This window comes from Verminephrobacter eiseniae EF01-2 (genome assembly GCF_000015565.1).
GTDB lineage: Bacteria > Pseudomonadota > Gammaproteobacteria > Burkholderiales > Burkholderiaceae_C > Acidovorax > Acidovorax eiseniae.
This window is the reverse complement of record NC_008786.1, coordinates 1,271,778-1,287,023: the sequence shown is the minus strand read 5'-3', so window position 1 is coordinate 1,287,023 and position 15,246 is coordinate 1,271,778. Positions and strand designations below refer to the sequence as shown.

General features: G+C 66.3%; 13 protein-coding genes. 10 read left to right on the top strand and 3 right to left on the bottom strand.

The annotated features are described in order from the left end of the window. Positions 1 to 115 precede the first annotated feature (115 nt). Positions 116 to 1,498 (top strand): oxygen-independent coproporphyrinogen III oxidase, encoded by a 1,383-nt coding sequence (gene hemN, locus VEIS_RS05700; protein WP_011808945.1) that lies wholly within the window; start codon positions 116 to 118, stop codon positions 1,496 to 1,498. Between the two features lie 66 nt (positions 1,499 to 1,564). Here the strand turns inward: hemN and VEIS_RS28315 are convergent, their stop codons facing one another. Then, positions 1,565 to 1,717, bottom strand: coding sequence for a hypothetical protein (locus VEIS_RS28315; RefSeq protein WP_157048412.1), 153 nt, complete (start codon positions 1,715 to 1,717; stop codon positions 1,565 to 1,567). 7 nt (positions 1,718 to 1,724) lie between these two features. Between VEIS_RS28315 and VEIS_RS05695 the strand changes: the two genes are divergently transcribed. Further along, complete coding sequence (locus VEIS_RS05695) at positions 1,725 to 2,483, top strand: sulfite exporter TauE/SafE family protein (protein ID WP_041949833.1); 759 nt, start codon at positions 1,725 to 1,727, stop codon at positions 2,481 to 2,483. 74 nt (positions 2,484 to 2,557) lie between these two features. Here VEIS_RS05695 and VEIS_RS05690 read toward each other — a convergent pair whose 3' ends face one another. Continuing rightward, positions 2,558 to 3,172, bottom strand: coding sequence for a glutathione S-transferase N-terminal domain-containing protein (locus VEIS_RS05690; RefSeq protein WP_041949832.1), 615 nt, complete (start codon positions 3,170 to 3,172; stop codon positions 2,558 to 2,560). Between the two features lie 116 nt (positions 3,173 to 3,288). Between VEIS_RS05690 and purB the strand changes: the two genes are divergently transcribed. Together purB and VEIS_RS05680 are read left to right on the top strand one after the other, a co-directional pair. Further along, entirely contained in the window at positions 3,289 to 4,668 is a 1,380-nt protein-coding gene (gene purB, locus VEIS_RS05685) for an adenylosuccinate lyase (protein WP_011808941.1), read from the top strand. A gap of 146 nt (positions 4,669 to 4,814) precedes the next feature. Next, positions 4,815 to 5,375, top strand: coding sequence for a YaeQ family protein (locus VEIS_RS05680; protein WP_011808940.1), 561 nt, complete (start codon positions 4,815 to 4,817; stop codon positions 5,373 to 5,375). Positions 5,376 to 5,598: 223 nt separating this feature from the next. Here VEIS_RS05680 and dbpA read toward each other — a convergent pair whose 3' ends face one another. Then, entirely contained in the window at positions 5,599 to 7,002 is a 1,404-nt protein-coding gene (dbpA, locus tag VEIS_RS05675; protein ID WP_011808939.1) for an ATP-dependent RNA helicase DbpA, read from the bottom strand. A 58-nt stretch (positions 7,003 to 7,060) separates the two neighbouring features. On the opposite strand from dbpA, the gene VEIS_RS05670 reads away from it, so the two are divergent. From VEIS_RS05670 to pepN, 6 genes are all read left to right on the top strand, one after another. Further along, positions 7,061 to 8,542, top strand: a complete 1,482-nt coding sequence (locus VEIS_RS05670) for an AMP nucleosidase (protein ID WP_011808938.1) — start codon at positions 7,061 to 7,063, stop codon at positions 8,540 to 8,542. Positions 8,543 to 8,574: 32 nt separating this feature from the next. Next, complete coding sequence (locus tag VEIS_RS05665; protein WP_011808937.1) at positions 8,575 to 8,850, top strand: hypothetical protein; 276 nt, start codon at positions 8,575 to 8,577, stop codon at positions 8,848 to 8,850. 127 nt (positions 8,851 to 8,977) lie between these two features. Then, positions 8,978 to 9,901, top strand: coding sequence for an alpha/beta fold hydrolase (locus VEIS_RS05660; protein ID WP_011808936.1), 924 nt, complete (start codon positions 8,978 to 8,980; stop codon positions 9,899 to 9,901). A 125-nt stretch (positions 9,902 to 10,026) separates the two neighbouring features. Next, the gene (locus VEIS_RS05655; protein WP_011808935.1) at positions 10,027 to 11,064 is read left to right on the top strand and encodes an alpha/beta fold hydrolase; all 1,038 of its coding nucleotides are present in this window, start codon (positions 10,027 to 10,029) and stop codon (positions 11,062 to 11,064) included. Between the two features lie 191 nt (positions 11,065 to 11,255). Further along, positions 11,256 to 12,360 (top strand): peptide chain release factor 2 gene (gene prfB, locus VEIS_RS05650; protein ID WP_157048411.1). Its coding sequence is split into 2 segments (ribosomal slippage): positions 11,256 to 11,336 and positions 11,338 to 12,360, totalling 1,104 coding nucleotides; the frame shifts between segments, so codons are not numbered across the junction. A gap of 42 nt (positions 12,361 to 12,402) precedes the next feature. Then, positions 12,403 to 15,183 (top strand): aminopeptidase N, encoded by a 2,781-nt coding sequence (gene pepN / locus VEIS_RS05645; RefSeq protein WP_011808933.1) that lies wholly within the window; start codon positions 12,403 to 12,405, stop codon positions 15,181 to 15,183. The last annotated feature ends 63 nt before the right edge of the window (positions 15,184 to 15,246 follow it).

Genomic DNA, 15,246 nt, shown 5'->3' with positions numbered 1-15,246 from the left:
AAAGCGCCACGCCAGCGATTGTCGGCCTTGAACCGCAGCCTCGCTTGATGCAAGTCAAGGAGCAGTCCGACGGGCTGGGGCACAGTGCAGTCCGATCGTAAGGACAACTCCCCCCATGCCCGCTGTTTCGCCTGATCTTCTGCGCCGCTTCGACGTGCCAGGGCCCCGCTACACCTCCTATCCGACGGCCGACCGTTTTGTCGAAGCCTTCGGCCAGGAGGACTATGTGCTGGCGCTCGAGCAACGCCGCTCGTGCGCGATGGCCAAGGCGCAGCCGTTGTCCTTGTATGTGCACATCCCGTTTTGCGAGTCGCTGTGCTACTACTGTGCCTGCAACAAGATCATCACCCGGCACCCGGAGCGCGCCACCGTCTATCTGCGCTACCTGGCGCGCGAGATCGCATTGCAGACCACGCACTGCGGCGTCGGTCAGGTGGTCAGTCAATTGCATCTGGGCGGCGGCACGCCCACCTTCCTGGCCGATGCCGGCCTGCGCGAACTCATGGCCATGCTCCAGCGCAGCTTTGCCTTGGCGCCGGGCGGCGAGTATTCGATCGAAGTCGATCCCCGCACCGTCGACGCCGACCGGCTGGCATGCCTGGCCGAGTTGGGCTTCAACCGGCTGAGTCTGGGTGTGCAGGATTTCGACGCCGGGGTGCAAAAGGCGGTGCACCGCGCGCAACCTGCCGAGCAGGTTTTTGCGCTGCTCCAGGCTGCGCGCGCGCAGGGCTTCGACTCGGTGAATATCGATCTGATCTATGGCCTGCCGCGCCAGACGCCCGAGTCCTTCGAGCGCACATTGGCGCAGACGGTGCAGTTGCGGCCTGAGCGCATCGCGCTGTATGCCTATGCGCACCTGCCCGAGCGCTTCAAGCCCCAGCGCCGCATCGTGTCGGCCGAGTTGCCGGCAGCAGCGGCCAAGCTGGAGATGCTCGCGCGCGCGCTCGACGCATTCATCGCCGCAGGCTATGTCTATGTCGGCATGGACCACTTCGCGCTGCCTTCAGACGCGCTGGCCGTGGCCAAGCGGCAGGGGCGGCTGCATCGCAATTTCCAGGGCTACAGCACGCAGCCGGACTGCGACCTGATCGGCCTGGGGGTTTCGGCCATTGGCCGCGTGGGCGCCAGCTACAGCCAGAACGCCAAGACGCTGGACGAGTATTACGACTTTCTGGACCAAGGGCGTCTGCCGGTGGTGCGGGGCCTGGCGCTGACGCGCGACGACCTGGTGCGGCGTGCGGCGATCATGGCCATCATGTGCCAGGGCGAGTTGCTGTTCGAGCCGATGGAGCAGGCTTGGCTGATCGATTTTCGGCAGTATTTTGCGGTCGAACTCGCGCAGCTCGAAAACCTGGCCGAGCAGGGCCTGGTGCGGATCGGGCCGGAGAGTGTGACCGTGAGCGCCACGGGCTGGTTCTTCGTGCGCGGCATTGCGATGGTTTTCGACCGCTACCTGCAAGCCGATCGCAACCGCGCCCGGTTTTCGCGCATCATCTAAGCCCTTGGCCCCGTAAATCACGGTTTCATGTGTCGTCATTTTCCATACGGAACACTAAGTGTCGTGTCACCGATCAGATGTCGTAGGCTGCGCGCAGCCATCGGAGCGCAGCGCAAGGCGCATAGCGCGGCCCATACCGAGCTGTATTGGCAAGCGATGCAACGCCGCGATGCGCTTCGATGGCCAGCGCAGACCGACAGATGATCGGTGACACGACACTCGCCCCATGCTTGCAACACTGGCCTCGACCGCCTTGCTGATGGGACTGGCTGGCGGCTCCCATTGCCTGGTCATGTGCTCGGCGCCCTGCGCGGCGTTGGTGGGCGCAAAAGGCGCAAAGGGCGCGCAGGGCACAGACAGCGCCGCGCCAGCCAGCCAAGGAGCGCAGCCTGTGCGCTGGGCCCGGTGCAGCGGGGGCGGCGGGGCCATCCGGCGCTCTGCGGCATTTCATGCCGGCCGGTTGGCCGGCTATGCCGGCGCAGGTGCGCTGGCGGCGCTGGCGCTCGACAGCCTGGCGTGGCTGACCACGCAGACCACGGCGCTGCGCCCGGTGTGGACCTTGCTGCATGTCGCGGTCATGGCCTGGGGCTTGATGATGCTGTTGCAGTCGCGCCAGCCCGCATGGGTGGAGCAGGCCGGGCGGGCGGTATGGGGCCGCGTGCGGCCGTTGGTGGCGGCGCCTGGCGGCGTCGCGCTGGCAGGTGTGCTGTGGGCCTTGATGCCTTGTGGCCTGCTGTATTCGGCCCTGCTGGTGGCGGCCTTGAGTGGCGGCGCGCTGCAAGGGGCGCTGACCATGGCCATGTTCGGTCTGGGCAGCGGCGTCTGGCTGCTGGCCGGCCCCTGGGCTTGGGGCCGGCTGAGAAACCGCCTCGACCTGATGCGGGCGCAATGGGGCACCCGGGTGGCGGGGGGCCTGCTCTGCGCGGTGGCGGCCTGGGCACTCTGGATGGGCCTGACCAGCCAGCCAGCGCTCTGGTGCCGCTGAACCTGATCGAACCGATCGGGCCTGATGGTGAACCTGTAAACCTGTGAACCGGCGATCAGGGGCCGCCGGCCGATTCAGTCCGGCCGGGTGGCGGCAAAGCTCGGGCGCAGCATCAGTTTGTCGAGCAAGCGGCCCAGGTTGGGGTATTCACCGCGCCAGGCGATCTGTGGAAAACGAAACTCCAGCCAGCCCAGCGCACAGCCGACGGCAATGTCGGACAGGCTCAGCGCGTTGCCACTGCAAAACGGCTTGTCGCCCAGACCCTGGCCCATGGATTGAAGGCCGGCGTCGATCTTGCCCAATTGGCGCTCGATCCAGGCCTGGCTGCGTTCGCTGTCCTTGCGCTGCGCCCAGACGGCTTCCAGACGGGCCAGCACGGCGGCGTCCACCACCCCGTCGGCCAGCGCTTCCCAGGTCTTGACCGCAGCGCGTGCCCGCCCCTGGGCCGGAATCAGCTGGCCCACGGGCGACAGGGTATCGAGGTATTCCACGATCACGCGCGAGTCGAACACGGCCTCGCCGCCTTCCATCACCAGGCAAGGAACCTTGCCCAGCGGGTTCGAGTCCGCGACCCGGTTGTCGTCTGCCCAGACATTCTCCGGCACGAACTGGTAGTCGAGCTTTTTCTCGGCCAACACGACACGCACCTTGCGCACGTAGGGGCTGGCAGTGGCGCCGATCAATTTCATGGGCATGGCGGTCTTTCCTGAGGCGAAGGCTGGCTGAACGATGGGAGCGATTCGGCGCCGATTCTATCGACAGCGGCCCCGCGCAGCGCCCGGGCCTGCACCTACAATCGCCCGCCATGAGCCCGTCCACCATCACCGCCCTGTCGCCACTCGACGGCCGCTACGCCAACAAACTCGTCGCACTGCGCAACATCATGAGCGAGCATGGCTACATGCACCGCCGCGTGCAGGTCGAAGTGGTCTGGTTCATCGCGCTGTCCGACGCCGGTCTTGCCGAATTCAAACCCCTGACCACCGGCGCCAGGGCTTATTTGCTGGGCTTGGTCAAGAACTTCTCCGAGGCCGATGCCGTGGCCATCAAGGAGATCGAAAAGACCACCAACCACGACGTGAAGGCCGTCGAATACTGGATCAAGAGCAAGTTCGAGGCCCGTCCCGAACTGCAAAAGGCCGCAGAGTTCCTGCACTTTGCCTGCACCAGCGAAGACATCAACAACACCAGCCACGCGCTGCAATTGCGCAGCGGGCGCGACCAGGTGGTGCTGCCCGGCCTGGACCGCATCATGCTCAAGCTGCGCGAGATGGCCCATGCCTTTGCCGACCTGCCGATGCTCAGCCGCACCCATGGCCAGACGGCCAGCCCGACCACGGTGGGCAAGGAAATGGCCAATGTGCTGGTGCGCCTGCAAACCGCCTGCGAGCGCATTGCCGCCGTCCGGATCATGGGCAAGATGAACGGTGCCGTGGGCAACTACAACGCCCACCTGTCGGCCTGGCCCGAGTTCGACTGGGAGGCTTTCAGCAAGAAGATCGTCGAAACCCCCGAACCTCTGGGCCTGGGCCTGACGTTCCAGCCCTACAGCACACAAATCGAGCCGCACGACTACATGGCCGAACTGTTCGACGCCGTGGCGCGCGCCAACACCATCCTCATCGACCTGGCGCGCGACATCTGGGGCTATGTCAGCCTGGGCTACTTCAGGCAGCGCCTGAAGGCCGGCGAGGTCGGCTCATCGACCATGCCGCACAAGGTCAACCCCATCGACTTCGAGAACGCCGAAGGCAACCTGGGCCTGGCCAATGCGCTGCTCAGGCATCTGTCGGAAAAGCTGCCCATCAGCCGCTGGCAGCGGGACCTGAGCGATAGCACCGTGCTGCGCAACATGGGCGTCGCCCTGGGCCATGCCGCGCTGGCCCAGGGCGCGCTGCTCGCCGGCCTGAACAAGCTCGAAATCGACACGCAAGCCCTGGCCGCCGACCTGGACGCCTCCTGGGAAGTGCTGGCCGAGCCGATACAGACGGCGATGCGCCGCTTTGGCGTGCCGCACGCATACGAAAAGCTCAAGGCCATCACCCGCGGCCAGAGCGTGACGGCCCAGACCCTGCACGGCCTGATCGCGGCACTGGACATCCCCCAGGCCGAAAAAGACCGCCTGCTGGCGCTGACCCCGGCCAGCTATCTGGGCAAGGCCGCCGAACTGGCGCGCCGGGTCTGACAGCGCGTGCCCATGCCATGGCCACAAATAGCCTTCACAAATAACCCCCCCCCCCCCACACACACACACACACACAATGGCCCCGGGCCTGTAGCGCATCGCCCTGCTGCGCCGTCCGCCCCCCATTTCGTATGCAGTGAATCGGCATGGCCATCAAATCCACCATCTTCAAAGCCAGCCTGCAAATCGCCGACATAGACCACGGCTACTATGCCGACCACCCGTTCACGCTGGCGCGCCACCCGAGCGAGACCGACGAGCGGATGATGGTGCGGCTGGCGGCGCTGGCGCTACAGGCGCACCAACTCCAGCGGCTGTGCCACGGCGACGCCACCCTGGCCTTTGGCGCCGGCCTGTCTGACCCGGATGATCCGGACGTGTCACTGACCGACTTCACCGGGCGCAAGCGGCTGTGGATCGAGGTCGGCCAGCCCGAGGACAAACCCCTGACCCGGGCCTGCGGCAAGGCCGATGCCGTGCTGGTCTACTGCTACCACCACGCCGCCGACATCTGGTGGCAAGGCATCGCACCCCGGCTGTCCCGGCTCGACAAGTTGCAGGTGTGGCGCATCCCCAGCGCAGCCTCCCAGGCGCTGGCACGGCTGGCCGAGCGCAGCATGCAGTTGCAAGCCACGGTGCAGGAGGGCGCCATCACGCTGAGCAGCAGCCAGGGCAGCGTGGCTGTGGAACCCGTGCGTTGGAAGTAAGGGGCCGGTGTGCCGAGGGGACGGTGCGGCCCTAGTGTCGCGTCACGGATCAGATGTCGTAGGCTGCGCGCAGCCATCGGAGCGCAGCGCAAGGCGCATCGCGCAGCCAATACCGAGCGTATTGGCAAGCGATGCAACGCCGCGATGCACTTCGATGGCCAGCGCAGACCGACAGATGATCGGTGACGCGACACTAGCGCCCGCCGACTCGCCGCCCCCCCGCTCAACCCGCCACCAGCCGCGCCTTCACCGCCCGGCCCTTGACCCGGCCCTGGTTCAGGCGCTGCGCGGCCTGGGCGCCAATGGCGCGCTCGACGGCCACATAGGTCGAAAAATCGTTCACGTCGATCTTGCCGATCTGCTCGCGGCGAAAGCCGAGCTCGCCGGTCAGCGCACCGAGCAGGTCGCCGGCGCGAATCTTCTGCTTGCGCCCGCCGAGGATTTGTATCGTGACCATTGGCGGCAGCAGCGGGCCAGCGCCCGTGGGGGTCAGCCCGGTCAGCGGAAACCAGCGCGATGCGCAGCCCTGCAACTGCTCAATCTTGCCCACCGCGCCCATTTCGTCCAGGCTTGCCAGGTTCAGCGCCAAGCCTGTGGCATCGCCCCGGCCGGTGCGGCCGATACGGTGGACATGCACCTGCGGGTCCGGGCTGACGGCCACATTGATCACCGCCGCCAGGTGGGCAATGTCCAGCCCGCGCGCGGCCACGTCGGTGGCCACCAGCACCGAGCAACTGCGGCTGGCAAACTGCACCAGCACCTGGTCGCGCTCGCGCTGCTCGAGCTCGCCATACAGGGCCAGAGCGCCAAAGCCCTGCGCCTGCAGCACGGCCAGCAGGTCGCGGCATTGCTGCCTGGTGTTGCAAAACGCGATCGCCGACTCGGGGCGGAAATGCCCGAGCAACTGCGCCACCGCAGGCAGGCGCTGGCTCTGGCCGAGCTCATACCAGCGCTGCTCGATCTTGCCTTCGGCATGGCGCGCCTGCGCCGTGATCTGCACCGGCGCACGCATGAACTGCGCGCCTATCTTGGCAACGCCTTCGGGGTAGGTGGCCGAAAACAGCAGCGTTTGGCGCGCGCCAGGGCACTGGCGCGCCAGCGTGGCGATGGCGTCGAAAAACCCCATGTCGAGCATGCGGTCCGCCTCGTCGAGCACCAGCGTGTTCAGCGCCGCCAGGCTCAGTTGCTGGCGCTGCAAGTGGTCGAGCACGCGGCCGGGCGTGCCGACCACGATATGCGCGCCATGCGCGAGGCTGAGCATCTGGCCGCGCAGCGGCACGCCGCCGCACAGGGTCACGAGCCTGGTGTTTTCTTCGGCCCGGGCCAGGCGGCGGATTTCACTGCCCACCTGCTCGGCCAACTCGCGCGTGGGGCACAGCACCAGGGCCTGCAGCGCCAAACGCCGTGGGTCGAGCTTGGCCAGCAGGGCCAACGCAAAGGCCGCCGTCTTGCCGCTGCCGGTGCGCGCCTGGGCGATCAGGTCCTGGCCCGCCAAGGCCGCCGGCAGGCAGGCCGCCTGTATCGGCGTCATCTGCCGGTAGCCCAGCCGCTGCAGGTTCGACAGCATTGCCGGGCTGAGCGCCAGCGCGCTGAAATCGGTGCCGGCAGGGTTTTCTTGGGAACTCATGGCCCGATTATCGGGCCGCGCGCCACAGCCTCCCCCGCAGCTTGTGGACAATGGCGGCATGCCCCTCATTCCGGACTTCATCGCCCCCACGCGCCACACCGACCCGGCCGACGCGCTGGCCCAGGTGCAGCGCATCTACCAGCAACAGATCGACCACCTGCGTGCCGCCATGCAGCGTTTCGTCGCCGGCGCAACGCCCACCGGCGCGGTGCGCGCCTTCTACCCGTTCGTGCGCATGCACACCACCACCGTGGCCCGTGCCGACAGCAAGCTGGCCTATGGCTTCGTCGAAGGCCCGGGGCGCTATGAAACCACGCTGACCCGGCCCGACCTGTTCGCCCGCTACTACGCGGAACAGTTTCGCCTGCTGCGCGCCAACCACGGCGTGGAACTGGAGGTGGGCACCGGCAACCATCCGATTCCGATCCATTTCTCGTTTGCCGAGCACGACCACATCGACGGCACGCTGACGCCCGAGCGCCGGATGCTGATGCGTGACATCTTCGACCTGCCGGACCTGGCCGCGATGGACGACGGCATTGCCAACGGCACCTGGCAGGCCGCCCCCGGCGAGGCGCAGCCGCTGGCGCTGTTCACCGCGCCGCGCGTGGACTATTCGCTGCACCGCCTGCGCCACTACACCGGCACGGCCCCCGAATGGTTCCAGAACTTCGTGCTGTTCACCAACTACCAGTTCTACATCGACGAATTCATACGCCTGGGCCATGCCGAAATGGCGCGCGCCGACAGCCAATACCTGGCCTTCATCGAACCGGGCAACCTGGTCACGCGCCGCGCCGGCCTGCCCGCCGAAGCCGGCGCCGCACCGGGCATCGCGCCGCCGCGCCTGCCGCAAATGCCGGCCTACCACCTGGTGCGCGAAGATGCCAGCGGCATCACCATGGTCAACATCGGCGTAGGCCCGGCCAATGCCAAGACCATCACCGACCATATCGCCGTGCTGCGGCCACATGCCTGGATGATGCTCGGCCACTGCGCCGGCCTGCGCAACAGCCAGCAACTGGGCGACTATGTGCTCGCCCACGCCTATGTGCGTGAAGACCATGTGCTCGACGAAGAACTGCCGCTGTGGGTGCCCATTCCCGCCCTGGCCGAGATCCAACTGGCCCTGCAACAAGCCGTGGCCGACATCACGCAAATCGGTGGCGCCGACCTCAAGCGCGTGATGCGCACCGGCACCGTGGCCAGCACCGACAACCGCAACTGGGAACTGCTGCCCGACAACACCCCGCAGCGCCGCTTCAGCCAAAGCCGCGCCGTGGCGCTGGACATGGAAAGCGCCACCATCGCCGCCAACGGCTTTCGCTTTCGCGTGCCCTACGGCACCTTGCTGTGCGTGAGCGACAAGCCGCTGCACGGCGAAATCAAGCTGCCCGGCATGGCCAACCACTTCTACCGCGAGCGCGTGGACCAGCACCTGCGCATCGGCATGCGCGCCATCGACATCCTGCGCAGCGGCGGCGTAGACCGCCTGCACAGCCGCAAACTGCGCAGCTTCGCCGAGGTGGCGTTCCAGTAAACCGTCCGCCATCTTCTTGACGCGACACCAGCGTGCGCGGCTTTCTGCGCGAAATCTGGCGCGCCGCCCAAGGCCGCGAGGCCGCGTTGGCGCATGTGCACTTCGTCGGCAGCGGCAGCCTGCCGTCCGTGTTGGCCGTCACCGATCTGGCGGTGGCCTCGGTCGGCGCTGCCGGCCTGGCGCCAACGATGGAAACCACCTTCCGGGGCAAGGCGCAGCGCCTGCAAGGCCCGGTGACGGTCGGCCACGCGACGATGGCGTGGGGCAGACCGGCCGCGCCGCCGGGGTCGGCGCAACCGGTGTGGTGAAACCGGCGTGCTGAACCTTGGGGACTGTGTCTTGGGGTCCGTGACGGGTCGCCCGATCACCGGCGGCCGATCGGCAACCACCGCCTGCCGACATACCATTGGCGCAGTACCGAACACCGCCCCATCCATGTACCAAGCCCTCAAACCCTCGCGCAGCAGCACGCTGGTGCTGCGCCGCCTGAACTACCATGTCCGCCACTGGGGCCCCGAGGAAAGCGCCCTGCCCCCGCTGGTGCTGCTGCACGGCTGGATGGACGTGAGCGCCTCCTACCAGTTCACGGTCGACGCCCTGCAGCAGGAGCGGCGCATCATCGCGCCCGACTGGCGCGGCTTCGGGCTGAGCGGCTGTGCGCAGGCCGATCACTACTTCTTTGCCGATTACCTGGCCGACCTGGACCTGCTGCTCGACCACCATGCCCCAGGCCAGGCCGTCGACCTGGTGGGACACAGCATGGGCGGCAACGTGGCGATGATGTACGCCGGGGTGCGGCCCGAGCGCGTGCGCCGGCTGGTCAACCTGGAAGGCTTCGGCCTGCCGGCCACGCAGCCTGCGCAAGCCCCGGCGCGCTACGCCCAATGGATCGCCGAGATCAAGCAATTGCACCAGGGCGACAAGACACTCAAGCGCTACGCCAGCGCCGCCGACGTGGCGCGACGCCTGATGAAAACCAACCCCCGGCTGGCGCAGGACAAGGCGCAATGGCTGGCGCAGCACTGGGCGCGCCCGAATGCGCAGGGGCAGTGGGAGATTTTGGGCGACCCGGCCCACAAGGTGGCCAGCGCCCAGCTTTTCCGGGTGGATGAGGCCCTGGCCCTGTACGCGCAGATCACCGCCCCGGTGCTGGCCATCGAGGCCGGCTCCGACAGCCTGGGCCAGTGGTGGAACGGCCGGTACCGGCTCGACGAATACCACCAGCGCCTGACCCATGTGCGCGACTGCCGTACCGCCGTGGTGCAGGACGCCGGCCATATGCTGCACCACGACCAGCCCGCGCAAGTGGCGCAGTGCATCGAGCGGTTCCTGAACGAAGCGCACGCCGCCCGGCCATAGCCCGGCAGGTTCCGGTTTTCAAAACCGGAGCGCCCGGCCCCTGCGGCCCGTCTGCGCTCCATTTTTGCAATATACTGGCCGGCCGATTTATTTCCGTGCCGGTCTTTGACGATACATGGGGCACCATGAAGAATCACTTATTTACGACATGTTTTGTCGCGGCGGGTCTCGTTTCATTACTGACCGGCTGCGCCCAGGCACCATTGGCGTTGCAGGAGATGGGGTCGTTTCATATTGGCGGGCGTGAAGTCAGCATCAGTGGCAAACCGGTCGGCGAGATTGTTTTTACGGCAGGCGGAGTGCCGGCCAAGGTCGACCCGAATGGCATCCATCAGGTGGAACAAATGTATGTGCAGTATTTCGTTCCGGCACGGCGACGCGGACGATTGCCATTGCTGATGTGGCATGGCGGCGGTTTGACGGGGGTGACTTATGAAACCACGCCCGATGGCCGTGAAGGTTGGCTCAATTACTTCATCCGCCAGGGCTGGACGGTTTACAACTCCGATGCGGTGGAGCGGGGCCGGTCCGGCTGGGCCATGTATCCCGATATTTTTGCGGGCGAGCCCGTTTTTCCGACGAAGCCGGGGCCTTTCGAGCGTTTTCGCATTGGCGCCGGCGCCGGTTCCTATGACGAGGATGCAGGCAAAATGCGGCTGCTGCCCGGCAACCAGTTTCCGGTGGCGGCTTATGACAATTTCATCAAACAGAATGTGCCGCGCTGGACGAGCACCGATGGCGCCATCCTGCGCGCCTATGCCCAATTGGTCGACAAGCTGTGCCCGTGCATCGTGCTGGCCCATTCACAAGGCGGCCCCTTTGCGTTCAAGGCAGCGCAGGCGCAGCCTGAAAAAATCAAGGCCCTGGTTTTGATCGAACCCGCCGGCGGCGGGACGATGGCCGATGCCGCCAAACTCAGGGACACGGCCATTTTGACACTCTACGGTGATTACATCGGGCAAGATGCCCGCTGGCCAAAAATCAGGGCCAATGGCATCGGGTTTCTCGACCAGGTACGCGCTGCGGGCGGCAAGCCGGAAGTCATCGATTTACCCGACATCGGCATCAAAGGCAACTCACACATGATGATGATGGATAAAAACAACCTTCAGGTGGCGGATGTCATTCAGCAGTGGCTGGCAAATCAGGGCTTTTATCGCTGACCGGCTGATCATTGGCAAAACAGCGCACGGGCGCAGGTACTTCATGCCCTGGTTGCCGTCATTTTTGCTCTGCGGCAATGCCGGCCCGGGCCCGGGCCCGGGTTGCGGCCAGGCCGCACTGTGCGCCAGGGGGCGGGATCGGGCCATGCGATGATCACGGGTTATTTCACCGAACAGACAGGACAGGAATCATGGACGCAGAACATATCAACCTCATCGGCAACAGCCTCGCCGACCTGGCCGTGCGGACGCAAGAATTACGGAGGTATCTTTGACTACGATGCCAAATTCGAGCGTCTGAGAACCGTCGACGCAGCGCTGCAAGACCCGGCGGTCTGGAACGACCCGAAAAAGGCCCAGGCCCTGGGCAAGGAAAAAAAATCCCTCGACGACGTGGTGTCGATGCTCGACAAGCTCGGCCGCGAACTGGCCGACAACACCGAGTTGTTCGAGATGAGCAAGCAGGAAGGCGATGACGCCGGCCTGTTGGCGCTACAGGCCGAGGCCGCCCGGCTCAGGCCCGGGATCGAGCAGTTGGAATTTCGCCGCATGTTCAGCAAGGAGGCTGATGCGCTCAACTGCTTTGTCGACATCCAGGCCGGCGCTGGCGGCACCGAAGCCTGCGACTGGGCCGGCATGCTGCTGCGCCAGTACCTGCGGTACGCCGAGCGCAAGGGCTTCAAGGCCACGGTCGAAGAAGAAACACCGGGCGATGTGGCCGGCCTCAAGAGCGCCACGATCAAGGTCGAGGGCGAATACGCCTATGGCTTGCTGCGCACCGAAACCGGTGTGCACCGCCTGGTGCGCAAAAGCCCGTTCGACTCCTCGGGCGGGCGCCACACCAGCTTTGCCAGCCTGTTCGTCTACCCCGAGATCGACGACTCGATACAGATCGACATCAACCCGGCCGACGTGCGCACCGACACCTTCCGCTCCAGCGGCGCCGGCGGCCAGCACATCAACAAGACCGACTCGGCCGTGCGCCTGACGCATCTGCCCACGGGCATCGTGGTGCAGTGCCAGGACGGGCGCAGCCAGCATGGCAACCGCGACATCGCCTGGCAGCGCCTGCGCTCGCGCCTGTACGACCACGAGCGGCGCTTGCGCCAGCAAGAGCAGCAAAAGCTCGAAGACAGCAAGACCGATGTCGGCTGGGGCCACCAGATTCGCAGCTATGTGCTGGACAACAGCCGCATCAAGGACCTGCGCACCCATGTCGAAATATCGGCCACGCAGAAGGTGCTCGACGGCGACCTCGACGCCTTCATCGAAGCCGCGCTCAAGCAGGGCCTGTGATGCGCACCGAACCCATGAACACTGATTTTCCGGAGATCATCCATGTTGCAACGGCATAAGGCAGACGCCAACGGAGATGGCGCAGGCCCGGCCATCACCATCCGCCGCGAGGACTACAGCGCCCCGGCCTTCTGGATCGACAGCGTCGATCTGACCTTCGACCTGGACCCGAACAAGACCCGCGTGCTCAACCGCATGACGCTGCGCCGCAACCCCGGCGTGGCCGCGCAGCCGCTCAAGCTCGACGGCCAGGATCTGAACCTGGCGCGCGTGCTGCTCGACGGCCAGTGCACCTCGTTCAAGATGGAAGGCCAGCGCCTGGTGCTCAACCACCTGCCGAGCGTCGAAGAACATGGCACGGCGCCCTTCGCGCTGGAGATTTTCACCACCTGCTGCCCGGCCAGGAACACGCAGCTGATGGGCCTGTATCTGAGCCAGGGCAGTTTCTTTACCCAATGCGAGGCCGAGGGCTTCAGGCGCATCACCTACTTTCTCGATCGCCCCGACGTGATGGCCAGCTACAGCGTCACGCTGCGCGCCGACAAGGCGCTGTACCCGGTGCTGCTGTCCAACGGCAACCTGGTGGCCAGCGGCGCGCTGGAAGACGGCCGCCACTTCGCCAAGTGGGTCGATCCGCACAAAAAACCCTGCTATCTGTTCGCGCTGGTTGCCGGCAACCTGGTGGCGCGCGAGCAAAAAATCCGCAGTCGTTCGGGCCGCGAGCATCTGCTGCAGGTCTATGTGCGCCCGGGCGACCTGGACAAGACCGAGCACGCACTGCAGGCGCTGGTGCACAGCGTGGCCTGGGACGAGGCGCGCTTCGGCCTGCCGCTGGATCTGGAACGCTTCATGATCGTTGCCACCAGCGACTTCAACATGGGCGCGATGGAGAACAAGGGCCTGAACATCTTCAACACCAAATATGTTCTGGCCAGCGAGGCCACGGCCACCGACAGCGACTTTGCCAACATCGAGAGCGTGGTCGGCCACGAGTACTTCCACAACTGGACCGGCAACCGCGTCACCTGCCGCGACTGGTTCCAGTTGAGCCTGAAAGAGGGCCTGACGGTGTTTCGCGACCAGGAGTTCAGCCAAGACCTGGCGGACAGCCCCTCGGCCCGCGCCGTCAAACGCATCGAGGACGTGCGCGTGCTGCGCACCACGCAGTTCCCCGAAGACGCCGGCCCCATGGCCCACCCGGTGCGGCCCGACAGCTACATCGAGATCAACAACTTCTACACCGTCACCATTTACGAAAAAGGCGCCGAACTGGTGCGCATGATGCACACGCTGGTCGGGCGCGCAGGCTTTGCGCGCGGCATGAAGCTGTACTTCGAGCGCCACGACGGCCAGGCCGTGACCTGCGACGATTTCGCCCAGGCGATTGCCGACGCCAACCCGGCCAGCGACCTGGCACGGCTGCTGCCGCAGTTCAAGCGCTGGTACAGCCAGGCCGGCACGCCCTGCGTGCACGCCAGCGGCAGCTACGACGCGGCCAGCGGCAGCTACACGCTCACGCTCAGGCAAAGCTGCGCGCCCACGCCCGATCAGGCCGACAAGCAGCCTTTCGTGATCCCCGTGGAACTGGGCCTGCTCAGCGCCAGCGGCGCCGCCCTGCCCTTGCACCTGGCCGGCGCAGACAGCACAGACAGCGCACCGGCGAGCGCGCCGACCTCGCGCCTGGTGGTGCTCACCGAAGCCGAGCAGACGCTGACCTTCACCGGCCTGGGCAGCGCGCCCGTGCCATCGCTGCTGCGCAACTTCAGCGCGCCCGTGGTGCTGGACATCGAGACCACCGATGACCAGTTGCTGACGCTGCTGGAGCACGATACGGACGCCTTCAACCGCTGGGAGGCCGGCCAGCGCCTGATGCTCCGCTGCGCGATCGATGCGATAGCCGACGGCGCAAATGAGGCCGGCGCCAGCAGCCATATCGGCCATATCGGCCATAAAGTCTTGAGCGCGGATTTGATCCAGGCCATGCGCAGCGTGCTGCGCCACCCGACGCTGGCCCCGGCCTTCAAGGAGTTGGTGCTGACCCTGCCCTCGGAGAGCTACATCGCCGAGCAACTCGATGTGGTCGACCCGCAGCGCATCCACGCCGTGCGCCAAGCCATGCACGAACAGTTGGCGCTGTCGCTGCATTCGGACTGGGCCTGGGCCTGGGAGCAGCACCAGGACAGCGACCGCTACCGCCCGGACGCGCCATCTGCGGGCCGCCGCGCGCTGAGCGGCCTGGCGCTGCACATGCTGTGCTGCGCCGCCCGGCACCAGGGCGCTCCACTCTGGCCCGGCAAGGCTTACCAGCGCCTGAAGTCGGCCGCCAACATGACCGAGCGCCTGAACGCGCTGTCTGCGCTGGTGGCCAACGGCAGCGAACTGGCAGCGCCGGCCTTGGCACGCTTTCATGCGCTGTTCAAAGACGAGCCGCTGGTCATCGACAAGTGGTTTGCGCTACAGGCCGGCACGCCCGATCGCGCCGGCAACCGGCTGTCCGCCGTGCGCCAGCTGATGCAGCACCCGGACTTCAGCCTGAAGAACCCGAACCGCGCGCGCAGCGTGATCTTCAGCTACTGCTGCGCCAACCCCAGCGCCTTCCACCGCGCCGACGCGGCCGGCTATGTGTTCTGGAGCGAGCGCGTGATCGAGCTCGATGCGCTCAACCCCCAGGTGGCCGCGCGCCTGGCCCGGGCGCTGGAGCGCTGGAAGAAACTGGCGCAGCCTTGGCGCAGCGCCGCGCGCGAAGCCATCGCCCGCGTTGCCGCCAAGCCCGAACTGTCCAGCGACGTGCGCGAGGTGGTCAACCGGGCGCTGGCCGACTGATCGAGGCGCTGCGCGATCGACGCGGCGCCGCGCCGAACATTCGCCCATCGAGCGCCACCATAA

What these genes read in the sequence shown, in the direction of transcription:
- hemN (WP_011808945.1), top strand. Translation starts at nt 116, where the DNA reads ATGCCCGCTGTTTCGCCTGATCTTCTGCGCCGCTTCGACGTGCCAGGG.
- VEIS_RS05695 (WP_041949833.1), top strand. Translation starts at nt 1,725, where the DNA reads ATGCTTGCAACACTGGCCTCGACCGCCTTGCTGATGGGACTGGCTGGC.
- VEIS_RS05690 (WP_041949832.1), bottom strand. Translation starts at nt 3,172, where the DNA reads ATGAAATTGATCGGCGCCACTGCCAGCCCCTACGTGCGCAAGGTGCGT.
- purB (WP_011808941.1), top strand. Translation starts at nt 3,289, where the DNA reads ATGAGCCCGTCCACCATCACCGCCCTGTCGCCACTCGACGGCCGCTAC.
- VEIS_RS05680 (WP_011808940.1), top strand. Translation starts at nt 4,815, where the DNA reads ATGGCCATCAAATCCACCATCTTCAAAGCCAGCCTGCAAATCGCCGAC.
- dbpA (WP_011808939.1), bottom strand. Translation starts at nt 7,002, where the DNA reads ATGAGTTCCCAAGAAAACCCTGCCGGCACCGATTTCAGCGCGCTGGCG.
- VEIS_RS05670 (WP_011808938.1), top strand. Translation starts at nt 7,061, where the DNA reads ATGCCCCTCATTCCGGACTTCATCGCCCCCACGCGCCACACCGACCCG.
- VEIS_RS05660 (WP_011808936.1), top strand. Translation starts at nt 8,978, where the DNA reads ATGTACCAAGCCCTCAAACCCTCGCGCAGCAGCACGCTGGTGCTGCGC.
- VEIS_RS05655 (WP_011808935.1), top strand. Translation starts at nt 10,027, where the DNA reads ATGAAGAATCACTTATTTACGACATGTTTTGTCGCGGCGGGTCTCGTT.
- pepN (WP_011808933.1), top strand. Translation starts at nt 12,403, where the DNA reads ATGTTGCAACGGCATAAGGCAGACGCCAACGGAGATGGCGCAGGCCCG.